Origin of the sequence: Microbacterium sp. SORGH_AS_0505 (assembly GCF_030818715.1) — a bacterium.
Taxonomy (GTDB): domain Bacteria; phylum Actinomycetota; class Actinomycetes; order Actinomycetales; family Microbacteriaceae; genus Microbacterium.
Genome location: NZ_JAUTAT010000001.1, coordinates 1710458 through 1724326 on the forward strand (window position 1 = coordinate 1710458; position 13869 = coordinate 1724326).

The following is a 13869-nucleotide window of genomic DNA, read 5'->3' on the forward strand; positions in this document are numbered from 1 at the left end:
CAGCGCGCCCGTTCCCGGCCCGGAGTGGGACGTCGACGGAGCTCGACGTCAGGCGAAGAGGCGCTGCAGGCGCTGGACGCCTTCGAGCAGCTGGTCCTCGCCGAGCGCGTACGACAAGCGCAGGTAGCCCGAAGGGCCGAAGGCCTCGCCCGGGACGACGGCGACCTCGGCGCGCTCGAGGATGAAGTCCGCCAGCTCGAGGGAGGTCTCGATGCGGACGCCGTCCCATTCGCGCCCGAGCAGGCCCGTCACGTCGGGGTAGACGTAGAAGGCACCGAGCGGGTTCGGGACGGTGACGCCCGGGATCTTCGCGAGTTCGGAGACGATGAGCCCGCGACGACGGTCGAACGCCTGCCGCATCTTCTCGGCCTCGTCCTGCGGCCCGGTGAGGGCGGCGAGGGCGGCGCGCTGGGCGATGTTGTTGACGTTGGAGGACAGGTGCGACTGCAGGTTGCCGGCGACCTTGATGGCGTCGGCGGGGCCGACCATCCAGCCCACGCGCCAGCCGGTCATGGCGTACGTCTTCGCGACGCCGTTAACGAGAATCGTCTGACCGGCGAGCTCCGGCACGGCCTCGACGATGGACTGGGCCCGCGCGCCCTCGTAGACGAGGTTCTGGTAGATCTCGTCGCTGATCACCCAGATGCGGTGGGCGAGGGCCCACTCGCCGATGGCCTTCGTCTCGTCGGGCGTGTAGACGGCGCCGGTCGGGTTCGACGGCGACACGAACACGAGCACCGTGGTCTTGTCGGTGCGGGCGGCCTCGAGCTGGTCGACCGTGACCTTGTACTCCTGGTCGGCGCCCGCGAACACCTCGACGGGCACGCCGTCGGCGAGGGCGATCGCCTCGGGGTACGTCGTCCAGTAGGGGGCCGGGAGGAGGACCTCGTCGCCGGGGTTCACGACGGCCTGGAAGGCCTGGTACACCGACTGCTTGCCGCCGTTGGTGACGATGACCTGCGACGGCGCGACCTCGAGACCCGAGTCGCGGAGCGTCTTCGCGGCGATCGCCTCGCGCAGGACCGGGAGGCCGGCGGCGGGCGTGTAGCGGAAGTTGGCGGGGTCGCGCAGGGCCTCGGCCGCGGCATCCACGACGAACTGCGGCGTCGCGAAGTCGGGCTCTCCGGCCGCGTATGAGATCACCGGGCGACCGGCGGCCTGCAGGGCCTTGGCCTTGGCGTCGACCTTGAGGGTCGCGGACTCGGCGATGGCGGAAAGTTTGCGGGAGACGGGGGCGCGTTCGGTCACCCTCCGAGCGTACCGTCGGGCATCGCTCGGACGAGAGGTGCGACGCGGGTCAGCGCGTGGGGCGCGTGAGGATCTCGTTGCCCGATTCGAGGATGGCCACCGTGTGCTCGGTGTGCGCGGTGCGGCATCCCGTCGCGCTCCGGAGCGTCCAGCCGTCGTCGTCGACCTTCAGCTCGTCGGTGTCGACCATGACCCACGGCTCGATCGCCAGCATAAGGCCCGGGCGCAGACGGTAACCGCGGCCCGCGCGGCCGATGTTCGACACGTGCGGGTCCTGGTGCATCGTCGTGCCGATGCCGTGACCGCCGAACTCGGTGTTGACGGGGTAGCCCGCCGCGGTGAGGACGTCGCCGATCGCGGCCGAGATGTCGCCGATCCGGGCGCCGGGCTGCGCCGCCTCGATGCCGGCGGCCAGGGCCTCCTGGGTCGCGGTGATGAGCGGGTCGTTCTCGGCGTGGGCGCCGCCGCCGACGGTGAAGCTGATCGCGGCGTCCGCGGCGACGCCGCTCGTCTTGATCGCGAGGTCGAGGGTCAGCAGATCACCCGCGACGACACGCTGGTCGCGGGGCCGGCCGTGGAGGACGGCGTCGTTCACGGCCGTGCAGATGTAGTGGCCGAACGGGCCGCGACCGAACGACGGCGCGTAGTCGACGTAGCAGGACTCGGCGCCCGCGCCGAGGATCATGTCCTTCGCCCACGCGTCGATCTCGAGGAGGTTCGTCCCCGGCTTCACGCGCTCCTTGATCCCGTGCAGGATGTCGCCGACGAGTCCACCCGTCGTGCGGGCACGGTCGATCTGGTCAGGGGTGAGGATCTCGATCACGAGGCAGTCCGTTCGGTCGGCAGGCGCAACGGACAATCATACGTCCGCACCGTGAAGGCTGGTCGGGAGCGTACCGCAGCGCCGCCGGCTGACCGGCCCGGGCGCTTCACAGCCCGCTCCACTACGGTGGATAGGTGAGTGACCCCCAGACCCCGACCGAACCCGCAGACACCCCCGCCCTCCCCGGCTTCGACGAGCTGGGTCTGACCGGTCCCGTCCTCGCCGCCATCAAGGACCTCGGTTACGAGACGCCCTCCGCGATCCAGGCCGCGACCATCCCCGTCCTCCTCGGCGGCCGCGACGTCGTCGGCATGGCGCAGACCGGTACCGGCAAGACGGCCGCATTCGCGCTGCCGATCATGGAGAACCTCGACCTGACGCAGAAGACGCCGCAGGCGCTCGTCCTGGCCCCGACCCGTGAGCTCGCGCTCCAGGTCTGCGAGGCGTTCGAGTCCTACGCCGCCCGCATGAAGGGCGTTCACGTCCTCCCCGTCTACGGCGGCCAGGGCTACGGCGTGCAGCTGTCGGCCCTTCGCCGCGGTGTGCACATCGTCGTCGGCACCCCCGGCCGCATCATGGACCACCTCGAGAAGGGCACGCTCGACCTCTCGCAGCTGAAGAACCTCGTCCTCGACGAGGCCGACGAGATGCTGAAGATGGGCTTCGCCGAGGACGTCGAGCAGATCCTCGCCAAGACGCCCGCCGAGAAGCAGGTCGCCCTGTTCTCGGCGACCATGCCGGCATCCATCCGTCGTCTCGCGCAGCAGTACCTGCGCGACCCGGAGGAGATCACGGTCAAGACCAAGACCTCCACGAACACGAACATCACGCAGCGCTACCTGATCGTGTCGTACCAGCAGAAGGTCGACGCCCTCACGCGCATCCTCGAGGTCGAGGACTTCGACGGGATGATCATCTTCGTCCGCACGAAGAACGAGACCGAGACCCTCGCCGAGAAGCTGCGCGCCCGCGGCTTCAGCGCGGCGCCGATCAACGGCGACATTCCGCAGCCGCAGCGCGAGCGCAGCATCCAGCAGCTCAAGGACGGCAAGCTCGACATCCTCGTCGCAACCGACGTCGCCGCGCGCGGTCTCGACGTGGAGCGCATCAGCCACGTCGTGAACTTCGACATCCCGACCGACACCGAGTCGTACGTGCACCGCATCGGCCGCACCGGCCGCGCCGGGCGCAAGGGCGACGCGATCAGCTTCGTGACCCCGCGCGAGCGCTACCTGCTCGCGCACATCGAGCGCGCGACGCGTCAGGCGCCGACGCAGATGCAGCTGCCGACGACCGAAGACATCAACTCGACCCGTCTCGCCCGCTTCGACGACGCGATCACCGCCGCGCTCGCCGAGACGGACCGCATCACCGGGTTCCGCGACGTCATCGCGCACTACGTCCGCAACCACGACGTGCCCGAGCAGGACGTCGCCGCCGCCCTCGCCGTCGTGGCGCAGGGTGAGACGCCGCTGCTGCTCGACCCGGCAGCCGATCAGCTCGCCAAGACGCTGGCCGCCGACGCCGAGCGCGGCACGCGCAAGGACCGGCCGGCACGCGCCGACGGCCCCCGCGAGCGCCGCGGCAAGGGTGACTTCACGACGTACCGCATCGCGGTCGGGCGTCGTCACCGCGTCGAGCCGCGCCAGATCGTCGGAGCGCTCGCGAACGAGGGCGGCCTCGGCCGTGACGACTTCGGTGCGATCACGATCCGTCCCGACTTCTCGCTCGTCGAGCTCCCGACGTCGATGGACTCGTCGGTGCTCGACCGCCTGAGCGGCACCCGCATCTCGGGCCAGCTCATCGAGATCCGCCCCGACCGAGGCCGCCCCGGCGGCGAGCGTCCCAAGCGCTCCTTCGACGACCGCCCGAAGCGCTCGTACGACGACCGCCCGGAGCGCAAGCCGCGCCACGGCCGCGACTGACCGCATCCGCTGAGCGAGCGGCGTGCCGCAGCATCCGCTCGGTCGGAGATGTCCGGCCGCCGTGTCGGGCTAGGGCCGCCGCCGTTCGCGGATGCAATGGATCGCGCGCGACGCGCCGGGTGAAGGGTCAGACTCGCGGCGTGTCGCGCCGAAACTCTTGCATCCGCTGACGGCCGCCCCGCCCTACCGCTCAGCCGTCCGCACCCCCGGTGATGGCGGCGCGGATGCGGTCGACCGCGATCTTCGGTGTGCGGTCGGCGGTCACCAGCCCGTTCGTCTCCTGCAGCGTGTCGGTGAGCTGGGTGTAGCAGAACCCGGCGAGCACCTCGCTCGCGTGGACGGCTGCCATGAGGCCCTCGAAGCGCTCCGCGAAGTCGTCCGCTGAGGTCGCGGACGAGTATCCCCACGCCCCCTCGGCCGCCGCGGTGTCGAACGAGATGCCGCCGAACTCGGTGAGCATCACGGGCGCATCGGCGACGTCGCCGCTGAGGATCAGGTCGCGACCCGCGGGGCCCGTGGTGTCGAGAAGGTGCCGGATGCCGGCATCCGTCCGATAACGCTCCCGAACCACCTCGGGCCGCCACTCGTAGTCGTGGATCGCGACGATGTCGGTGTCGACCTGCTCCCAGCCGTCGTTCGAGACGACGGGGCGGGTCGGGTCCAGCGCCTTCGTCAGCGACACGAGCGCTCGGGCGAAGTGCTGCATACGCGGGTCGCTCGCGATGTGCTGCACGCCCCAGCTCTCGTTGAGCGGCACCCACGTGACGATCGAGGGGTGGGATGCGTCGCGCCGCACGACCTCGAGCCACTCGCGCGTCGTCCGCTCGATCGCGGTCTGCGTGAATGTGTAGGTGCCGGGCGCCTCGCCCCACACGAGCAGGCCCAGCTGGTCGGCCGCGAGCAGGAACCGGGGGTCCTCGAACTTCTGATGCACGCGTGTCGCCGTGAAGCCGAGCGAGCGGATCAGCTCGACCTCGTCGCGCAACGCCTCCGCCGACGGCGCAGCGAGATGCGTGTCGGGCCAGTAGCCCTGATTGAGGACCGACCGCACGAAGTACGGGCGGTCGTTCAGCCAGAACCGGCCCCGGGCGACGTGGGCGGTCCGGATGCCGAGGTACGAGTCCACGACGTCGTCGCCGACCGTGATCCTCGCGTCCACGAGGCGGGGGTGCTCGGGCGACCACAGCAGTTCCTCGTACGCCTGACCGTGCGCGAGGTCCGCGACGTGCAGGATCACGGTCACCTCGCGCGCTCCGGACGTGACCGCGCCTCTGGCGAGCGTGCGCCCCTCGAACGACAGATCGACCTCGATCCCGGTTTCCGACGGAGCGGACAGCTCGAGGTCGAGGGTGATCGTGCCCCCGCGCGGATCGGTCGTCCAGCGGACGGCTGCGACGTGCACCTCGGGCACGCTCTCGAGCCAGACCGGCTGCCAGATCCCGGACGTCCGGTGGTACCAGATCGAATGCGGCTGCTCGAGCCAGTCCTGCTTGCCGCGGGGCTGCGCGATGTCGGTGGGATCGTCCTCGACCCGCACGACGACCGTCCGCTCTCCCGCGGCGACGGCGGTGGTGATGTCGAAGGAGAACGGCGTGTGACCGCCCTCGTGCCGCCCGACGGAGCGTCCGCCGATCCAGACCTCGCAGCGGTAGTCGACGGCGCCGAAATGCAGCAGCAGGCGGCGCCCGTCACCGTGCCCGGCGGCATCCAGATCCGCGTCGGTGAGGTCGCGGGAGTACCAGAGCACGCGGTGCGGCCCGGTGTCCCCGACTCCCGAGGCGGTCGATTCGGGCGGGAAGGGGACGATGATCCGACCCGAACGGATGCCGGTGCCCTCCCAGCCGAGCCGGGCCCCGGCATCCTCGTCGTCGAAGGCGAAGCCCCAGGTCCCGGTGAGGTCGGCCCACGCGCCTCGGACGAGCTGGGGCCTCGGGTAGGTGCCGTCCTGCGTGCTCGCGCGGAAGGTGACATCGTCGTCGCTCATGCGCACCAGCATGCCCGACCTCGGGGCGGTGTGCGCGCCGCGGTGAGACTCGGGTCGAGCCGCGGAGATCCTCGAGACGCGCCGCCGTACGGCATCCGTCCGTCGGAGTGTCGGCTCGGATCTCCGCCGTACGGCTCGCCTCAGGCGCGATCGCAGTGGATGTCGGCGTCCAGAAGCCCGTGCAGGGCGGCGACGACGGTGTCCCAGTCGTGGACGATCATTGCGTAGTCGACCCGCAGCGTGACGTAGCCCCATGCCGCCGCGTTCGCGTCGCGCACCAGGTCGCGGTGGCGCGCCGCGGGTGATGCGTGGTGCTCCGCGCCGTCGGCCTCGAGGATGATCCGGTCGCCGATGAGGAAGTCGACCCGTCCGACGGAGGTGATCTCGACCTGGGCGCGCATCGAGACGCCGGTGCCCCGCAGTCGCCAGCGCAGGAGCGATTCGAGGCCGCTCTCGGAGTGCGGCCCGGCGAAGTCCAGGGCCGCGCGGGCCGCGTCTCCGCACGTCCGGCGCAGCCACGCGCGGCCCGCAGGCGTGAGCATGCCGAGGTGCAGCGCCGACTCGACTGCCACGAAGAACTCCTCGACGCCGCGGCACAGCCAGATCTGCCGCAGCACGCGAGGAACGGATGCCGGTGCGAGGCGCCCGGGCGCCGGTGCAGCGTCCCAGTGGTCGAGGCGCCGGCATCCGTCATGGGGAAGGCGGTGACCGTCGGCCCGCATCCACACATGGATGTCGGCGCCGCCATCGAGCGTCCACAGGCCGAGGTGGCGAGCCGCACTCACGCAGCCGAGGACGCCGCCGTGCCGCGCGGCATCCCGCACGGGCGCGCACGCCCCGCGGGTGGCGTAGGTGCCGCGGCGGACCCGAGAGATCGCGCCCGCCCGTGCCGCGGCGGCGATGGCTGAGGGACTCAGGCCCGATCTCCGGAGTTCCGCCGTCGTCGTCAGCCCTGCGCCGTCCTCGCACACGACCGCACCCTCTCGCGGAGCCGCCCGCAGATGCCGTCCGCCCGCCGAGGTCGTGGATCACGCACCCATCGACGTGCGGGTGGAGGAGTCCTCGGCGGCGATGCGCACGGCCGCGTCAGCGGCGGAGATCCACCGCGACACGCCGTGGAACACCCCGGCGAGCCCGGCGCGCCGGGGAGATCTCCGCCGTTCGTCAGCCCCTCGCCCCGCCTCACCCCCCGAGGTGCAGGGCCGCCCACAGCTCGGCGCGGGCGGCGAACGAAGACAGGTCCACGCCGAGGATGCGCTCTGCGGCGGCGAGGCGCGTGCGGACGGTGTGCCGGTGGACCCCGAGCGCGGTCGCGGCGGCGTCGTTCGAGCCGTCGGCGACGACCCAGGCCCGGAGGGTCTCCTCGAGCCGGGCGCCGTGCGCGCGATCGTGCTCGCGCAGCGGGTCGAGGTAGGCCGCGGCGACCGTCGACGCCTGCCCCGCCGACAGGGCCGAGAGGATGCCGCGGGCCTGCACCTCTTCGAAGCGCACGATCCCGGGGGCGGCGGCGCGGCCCCGGGCGGCGCGTGCCTGGTCGAGCGCGCGGGCGACGTCGGCGTATCCCGCCGGTTCCGAGACTCCGAGTCGGAGCGCGAAGCGCGCCGGAATCTCCTCGAGCGTCGCGGCGGCCGAGGCGGGGACCACGATCACGACGTCGTCGTCGAGGGTGCCGTACAGCAGTGCCCCGTGCCGCTCGTCGGCGCGGAGCTCGAGGACGTCGATGAGAGCGTGCGTGCGGGGACCCGCGGCATCCGCCACCGCCACCACGACCGGAGCGGCGGGCAACGGCCCCCAGACGTCGCGTGAGATCTGCCGGGCGAGGGCGGCGTCGCCGGTGAGGAGCGACCGGACCATCCCGGAGCGGAGTGCGGTGCGGGCGCGCGAGAGGCGCTGGTGCTGCTCGAGCGCGAGGCCTGCCATCGCGATCACGGCGGTCACGACGTCGCGGCCGGCCTGGTCGAGCTCGCTCGCCGCGATGGCGAGGACGCCGCGCAGGCTCCCGCCCCGCCCCAGGGTCTGCAGCGTGAACGCGTCGGTGTCGGAGCGCAGCGACGAGCCCGCGCGGGCGCCGCGACGCAGGACCGCGTCGACCTCCGTCCTCAGCACAGCTGATGCGTCGGCCGTGAGGCTACCCGCCGGGTGCTCGCGGACGAGCTCGCCGGCCGCGTCGTACATCCCCACCCACGTGTCGAGCTGACGCGCCAGCTCGGCGATGGTCGCGTCGAGCCCGTCGGGCCGCAGCGCCGCGAGCGCGATCGCGCGCTGCGCGGACAGCGCCCAACTGCGCCGGGCGTACGCCTGCGCCGCGACGGCCTCAGCGTTGGCGCGCGCGACGGCGATGAAGGGTGTGTCGTACGGCACCTCGAACAGCGGCAGGTTCGCGCGTCGGCACGCGGCGGCGAGTCCCGGCGGGATGCCGTCGCGAGCCACCTCGGTCCCGAATCCCAATGCGGCCACGCCGCGATCCACGAGTCGCCGCACATAGGTGTCGAAGGGGTAGCGGATGCCGGCGGGGAACTGCGTGCCGGTGGTCAGGAGGACGAGATCGTCGGCGAGGAACGGGGTCGGGTCGTCGAGGTCGGAGCTGTGCACCCACCGCGTCGCGCGGTCGAGGGCGCCCGGCGGCAGCTCGTCCTCCTCGCCCGCGAGGCGCAGCCGGAGCTCCCTGCGGCCGAGGAGGGCGCGCAGGGTGGGGTCGGCATCCCGAGCAACCATGCGGCCTCCCTTCTGTACGCGTCGTACAGTCCTGACGCGAGAATAGACGCAACGGCGAGTGACCGCACGCACGCACCCCTCTACGCTCGCCGCATGAGCACCTCGATCGCCTCCGTCAGCACGCCCCTCGGTGGACCGTCCCTTCCGCAGGAACGCCGCCTCGAGACCGCGATCCCCGGCCCCCGCTCGCAGGAGCTGCTCTCGCGCAAGGCGGACGCCGTCGCTGCGGGTGTCGGTCACACCGTTCCGATCGCGGCCGTCGCCGCCGGTGGAGGCGTCGTGCTCGACGCCGACGGGAACTCGCTCATCGACCTCGGCTCGGGCATCGCCGTCACGACGGTGGGGAACGCCCACCCCAAGGTCGTCGAGGCGATCGCCGCGCAGGCCGCGCAGCTCACCCACACCTGCTTCATGATCTCGCCCTACGAGTCCTACATCGAGGTCGCCGAGACCCTCAACCGCCTGACCCCCGGCGACCACGCCAAGAAGAGCGCCCTCTTCAACTCCGGCGCCGAGGCCGTCGAGAACGCGGTCAAGATCGCCCGCAAGTTCACCGGCAAGCAGGCCGTCGTCGCCTTCGACCACGCCTACCACGGCCGCACGAACCTCACGATGGCGCTGACGGCCAAGTCGATGCCCTACAAGAGCGGCTTCGGTCCGTTCGCCTCCGAGATCTACCGCGTGCCGGGTTCGTACCCGCTCCGCGACGGACTCTCCGGAGCGGATGCCGCGGTCCGCGCGATCTCGATGATCGAGAAGCAGGTCGGTGCCGACAACCTGGCCGCCGTCATCATCGAGCCCATCCAGGGCGAGGGCGGCTTCGTCGTCCCGGCCGACGGCTTCCTCTCCGCCGTCGTCGAGTGGTGCCGCGAGAACGGCGTCGTCTTCATCGCCGACGAGGTGCAGTCCGGTTTCGCCCGGACCGGCGCCATGTTCGCGAGCGAGCACTTCGGCATCGTTCCGGACCTGATCACCACGGCCAAGGGCATCGCTGGGGGAATGCCCTTGGCCGCGGTCACCGGACGCGCCGACATCATGGATGCCACGCACACCGGTGGCCTCGGCGGCACCTACGGCGGGAACCCCGTCGCCTGTGCCGCAGCCCTCGCCGCGATGGACGCGTTCGAGAACGACGGCCTCATCGAGCGGGCGCAGGAGATCGAGAAGCTCCTCACCTCGCGGCTGCGGGATCTCGCGGCATCCGACCCCCGCATCGGCGAGGTGCGCGGACTCGGAGCCATGATCGCCGCCGAGTTCGTCGACCCGACCACGGGTGCCCCCGATGCCGCGCTCACGGGTGCGATCGCGAAGGCGTGCATCGCCGCGGGCGTCATCGTCCTCACCTGCGGCACCTACGGCAACGTCATCCGGTTCCTGCCGCCCCTGTCGATCTCGGACGAGCTGCTGACGGAGGGCCTCGACGTCGTCGCCGAGGCGCTGGGGAAGGCCTGAGTATGGCGGGTGCGGACAACTGGTCGAACCCCGTCTCGCCCGAGACGTCGGCGGGTCTCGGGGCGGTCACGAAGGCACGCTCGAACAAGCTGCGCTCGCGACACGTGACGATGATCACCCTCGGCGGGATCATCGGGGCCAGTCTGTTCGTCGGGTCCGGCAACGTCATCCGCGAGGTCGGACCGGCCGCGATCGTCTCGTACCTCATCGGCGGTCTGCTCGTCTTCTTCGCGATGCGGATGCTGGGCGAGATGGCGGCATCCCGTCCCGCCATCGGCTCGTTCATGGAGTACGCCCGCGTCGGTCTCGGCGATTGGGCCGCGTACCTCGTGGGCTGGCTGTACTGGTACTTCTGGGTCGGCGTCCTCGCCTATGAAGCCGTTCTCGGCGGCGAGACGATGCACACCTGGATCCCGGCGCTGCCGTCCTGGGCCTGGTCGCTCATCCTCATCGCGATCTTCGTCGGGACGAACGTCATCTCGGTGCGCACCTTCGGCGAGGTCGAGTTCTGGCTGGCCAGTATCAAGGTGGTCGCCATCGTCGTCTTCCTCGGCGCCGGCATCCTCTTCGCCCTCGGGCTCTGGCCGAACGCGACGGTCGCCGTCCCCAACTTGTGGGAGCACGGCGGCTTCGCCCCCAACGGCATCGGCGTCGCCTTCACCGGCGTAGCCCTCGTGATCTTCTCCTACTTCGGCACCGAGATCGCCGTCATGGCCTCGGCCGAATCGGTCGACCCCGCCAAGGGCATCCGGCAGGCGACGAGCACGATCATCTGGCGCATCCTGCTCTTCTTCGTCGGATCGGTCCTCGTCATCGTGACGGTCGTCCCGTGGGACGAACTCCCCGTGCCGACCGACGTCGCCAACGCCCCGTTCACGATCGCGTTGTCGAAGTTCGGCATCCCCTTCGCCGACGTCATCATGCAGCTCGTCATCTTCACGGCGGTCATCTCGGTACTCAACTCCGGCCTGTACTCGGCGTCGCGCATGTTCGCCGCGCTCGCCGACAAGGGGTTCGCCCCGAAGGTCGTCGCCACCCGCTCGCGGACCGGCGTCCCCGTCATCGCGCTGCTCGCCTCCACCATCGGCGGCCTGATCGCGACGCTCGTCAACTTCGTCGCGCCGAGCTCGGGCATCTTCGACTTCATCATGAACTCGGCCGGACTCGTCGCCCTGTTCGTCTACGTCTTCATCGCCCTCACGCAGATGCGGCTGCGCCAGAAGATGACCCCCGATGAGGTCGCGAAGCTGAAGCTCAAGGTGTGGCTGCACCCGTGGCTGAACATCCTCCTCATCGCGGCCATCGCCGCCGTCGTGGTGGTCATGCTCACCTCCGAGTCCGGCCGTGCGCAGGTGTGGACGAGTCTCATCGCCACCGGCGTGCTGCTCGTGTTCTGGCCGCTCGTCCGTCGCAACCTCCGTCGCCGTCCCGACCACGCGTCGAACGAGCGCATCCCCTCCAACGAAGGAGTCGTGAATGACTGAGATAACCCGTGACGTCGTCATCGTGGGCGCCGGTGCCGCCGGCCTCACCGCAGCGAACGAACTGCGCAAGGCAGGGCTCTCGGTCGCGGTCCTCGAGGCTCGCGAGCGCGTCGGCGGGCGGCTCTGGACCGACGTCATCGACGGCGCCATGCTCGAGCTCGGCGGTCAGTGGGTCTCGCCCGACCAGGACGCGCTCATCGACACGGTGGCCGAGCTCGGACTCGACACCTTCAGCCGATACCGCGAGGGCGACAGCGTCTACGTCGGCCCCGACGGCGCCGTCTCGCGCTTCACGGGGGAGATGTTCCCCGTGAGCCCCGAGACCGAGCGGACGATCGACGAGATCACCCAGCGCCTCGACGCGATGGTCGCCGAGATCGACCCCGACCGTCCGTTCGCGCACCCGAAGGCCGCCGAGTGGGACACGATCACGTGGGACGCGTGGCTGCGCCAGCAGACCGACGACGACGAGGCGGTCCGCAACCTCGCCTTCGCGACCGGCTCCGCCATGCTCACGAAGCCGACCCACGCGTTCTCGCTGTTGCAGTCGCTCCTCATGGCCGCGAGCGCCGGCAGCTACTCGCACCTCGTCGACGCAGACTTCATCCTCGACAAGCGCGTGGTCGGCGGACTCCAGCAGGTCCCCGTCCTCCTCGCCGAGCGTCTCGGCGACGACGTCTTCCTGAACCGTCCCGTCCGCACCATCGAGTGGTCGGATGCCGGGGTCACGGCGCACGCGGACGGACTGACGGTCCGCGCCCGGAGTGCCGTCCTCGCCGTCGCGCCCGTGCTCTACAACCGCATCTCGTTCGTCCCGCCGATGCCGCGCCTGCAGCACCAGATGCACCAGCACATCTCGATGGGCTTCGTGATCAAGGTCCACGCCGTCTACGAGACGCCGTTCTGGCGCGAGAAGGGGCTCTCGGGTACCGCGTTCAGCCCGTACGAGATCTGCCACGAGGCCTACGACAACACGAACCACGACGACCCGCGGGGCACGCTCGTCGGCTTCGTGTCGGACCGGAACGCCGACGACATGTTCCGCCTCAGCGCCGAGGAGCGCAAGGAACGGATCCTCGAGTCGCTCGCGCACTACTACGGTCCCGAGGCGAAGGACCCCGTCGTCTACTACGAGAGCGACTGGGGCACCGAGGAGTGGACCCGCGGCGCGTACGCGGCGAGCTTCGACCTCGGCGGCCTGCACCGCTACGGCGCCGACGTCCGCACGCCGGTCGGTCCGATCCAGTTCGCGTGCAGCGACATCGCAGGCGCGGGTTACCAGCACGTCGACGGCGCGATCCGCATGGGACGCCTCGCCGCAAGGAACATCCTCGAGGACGGCCGGGCATGACGAGCCGCATCGTCGTCGGCTACACCGCCACGAAGGCGGGCCGCGATGCGGTGGCCGTCGCGGGCGGGCTCGCGGCGGCATCCGGATCCGAACTCGACATCGTCCTCGTCCTGCCCGGCGAGGGTCGGAGCGTCATCACTCCGCCGGACGCCTCGTACGACCGGTACCTGCTCGGCCAGGCCGAGTCGTGGCTCGCCGAGGCGTCCGCGTCGGTGCAGGCGGGCGTCGTGCACCGCGAGCACGCGCGCTACGCGGAGTCCTTCGCCGAAGGGCTCGTCGAGGCCGCCGACGAGTTCGGCGCGACGCACCTCGTCGTCGGCGCCGCCGACGGCGGAGCCCGGGGCCGTCACCGGCTCGGCTCGACGACGAGTCAGCTCCTGCACTCCTCCGACGTCCCGGTGGTCCTCGTGCCGCGGGGTGCCCGCAAGCGGGTGACGGATGCCGGGGTCCCGCGCCTCACCGTCGCCGTCGGCACGCGCGCCGGGGCGGACGTCCTCCTCGAGGAGGCCGTCGCCCTCGCCTCGGCGACCGGAGCCTCGCTGCGACTCGTCTCGCTCGTGACGGTCGACCTGCCGGCATCCGTCGACACGGGCGTCATCCGCCTCGCCGGAGCCGCCCACGCCGAGAAGGTGCTCGCCGACGTGCTCGCCGCGATCCCCGAGGGTGTCCGCGCCGACATCGTGACCGCGAAGGGCGACAGCATCGAGGACGCCGTCGCGCACCTCGACTGGCTGCCGGGCGAGATGATCCTCGTCGGCTCGAGCCGCCTGGCCCAGCCGCGCCGTCTCTTCCTCGGATCCGTCGCCGCGAAGCTCCTGAGCGAGATCCCGGTGCCGATGGTCGTCGTCCCCCGTACCCGCACCACCGACTCGTCCCGCTGACCCGAA

At 71.2% G+C, this 13869-nt stretch carries 10 protein-coding genes; 5 read left to right on the plus strand and 5 right to left on the minus strand.

Features of this window, described 5'->3' with window-relative positions:
* Positions 1 to 48 precede the first annotated feature (48 nt).
* Positions 49 to 1248 carry a pyridoxal phosphate-dependent aminotransferase gene (locus tag QE428_RS08435; RefSeq protein ID WP_307468042.1) on the minus strand — a complete coding sequence of 400 codons (1200 nt, stop codon included), beginning with the start codon at positions 1246 to 1248 and terminating at the stop codon, positions 49 to 51.
* Between the two features lie 49 nt (positions 1249 to 1297).
* The gene (gene map / locus QE428_RS08440) at positions 1298 to 2071 is read right to left on the minus strand and encodes a type I methionyl aminopeptidase (RefSeq protein ID WP_020098103.1); all 774 of its coding nucleotides are present in this window, start codon (positions 2069 to 2071) and stop codon (positions 1298 to 1300) included.
* Between the two features lie 134 nt (positions 2072 to 2205).
* Between map and QE428_RS08445 the strand changes: the two genes are divergently transcribed.
* The gene (locus QE428_RS08445) at positions 2206 to 3996 is read left to right on the plus strand and encodes a DEAD/DEAH box helicase (protein WP_307468046.1); all 1791 of its coding nucleotides are present in this window, start codon (positions 2206 to 2208) and stop codon (positions 3994 to 3996) included.
* Between the two features lie 190 nt (positions 3997 to 4186).
* On the opposite strand, the gene QE428_RS08450 is transcribed toward QE428_RS08445, so the two are convergent.
* The 3 genes from QE428_RS08450 to QE428_RS08460 all read right to left on the minus strand — a co-directional run bounded on the left by QE428_RS08450 (position 4187) and on the right by QE428_RS08460 (position 8695).
* Positions 4187 to 5980, minus strand: a complete 1794-nt coding sequence (locus tag QE428_RS08450) for a glycoside hydrolase family 2 protein (RefSeq protein WP_307468049.1) — start codon at positions 5978 to 5980, stop codon at positions 4187 to 4189.
* A 140-nt stretch (positions 5981 to 6120) separates the two neighbouring features.
* Positions 6121 to 6951, minus strand: a complete 831-nt coding sequence (locus tag QE428_RS08455; RefSeq protein ID WP_307468052.1) for an endonuclease domain-containing protein — start codon at positions 6949 to 6951, stop codon at positions 6121 to 6123.
* A gap of 211 nt (positions 6952 to 7162) precedes the next feature.
* Positions 7163 to 8695, minus strand: coding sequence for a PucR family transcriptional regulator (locus tag QE428_RS08460; protein WP_307468055.1), 1533 nt, complete (start codon positions 8693 to 8695; stop codon positions 7163 to 7165).
* A 93-nt stretch (positions 8696 to 8788) separates the two neighbouring features.
* Here QE428_RS08460 and gabT point away from each other — a divergent pair, with 93 nt between their 5' ends.
* From gabT to QE428_RS08480, 4 genes are read left to right on the plus strand one after another with little or no spacing between them, the layout of a single operon-like run.
* A complete protein-coding gene (gene gabT / locus QE428_RS08465) occupies positions 8789 to 10147 on the plus strand; it encodes a 4-aminobutyrate--2-oxoglutarate transaminase (RefSeq protein WP_307468058.1) in 1359 nt (452 codons plus the stop codon).
* 2 nt (positions 10148 to 10149) lie between these two features.
* A complete protein-coding gene (locus QE428_RS08470; protein ID WP_307468060.1) occupies positions 10150 to 11631 on the plus strand; it encodes an amino acid permease in 1482 nt (493 codons plus the stop codon).
* On the plus strand, positions 11624 to 12982 hold the full coding sequence (locus QE428_RS08475) for an NAD(P)/FAD-dependent oxidoreductase (RefSeq protein WP_307468062.1): 1359 nt from the start codon (positions 11624 to 11626) through the stop codon (positions 12980 to 12982). The genes QE428_RS08470 and QE428_RS08475 overlap by 8 nt, the downstream gene beginning before the upstream one ends.
* Entirely contained in the window at positions 12979 to 13863 is an 885-nt protein-coding gene (locus QE428_RS08480; RefSeq protein ID WP_307468065.1) for a universal stress protein, read from the plus strand. The genes QE428_RS08475 and QE428_RS08480 overlap by 4 nt, the downstream gene beginning before the upstream one ends.
* Positions 13864 to 13869 lie beyond the last annotated feature (6 nt).

Coding starts and splice junctions, on each gene's coding strand:
- QE428_RS08480 (WP_307468065.1), top strand. CDS start 12,979: ATGACGAGCCGCATCGTCGTCGGCTACACCGCCACGAAGGCGGGCCGC.
- QE428_RS08475 (WP_307468062.1), top strand. CDS start 11,624: ATGACTGAGATAACCCGTGACGTCGTCATCGTGGGCGCCGGTGCCGCC.
- gabT (WP_307468058.1), top strand. CDS start 8,789: ATGAGCACCTCGATCGCCTCCGTCAGCACGCCCCTCGGTGGACCGTCC.
- QE428_RS08460 (WP_307468055.1), bottom strand. CDS start 8,695: ATGGTTGCTCGGGATGCCGACCCCACCCTGCGCGCCCTCCTCGGCCGC.
- QE428_RS08470 (WP_307468060.1), top strand. CDS start 10,150: ATGGCGGGTGCGGACAACTGGTCGAACCCCGTCTCGCCCGAGACGTCG.
- QE428_RS08450 (WP_307468049.1), bottom strand. CDS start 5,980: ATGAGCGACGACGATGTCACCTTCCGCGCGAGCACGCAGGACGGCACC.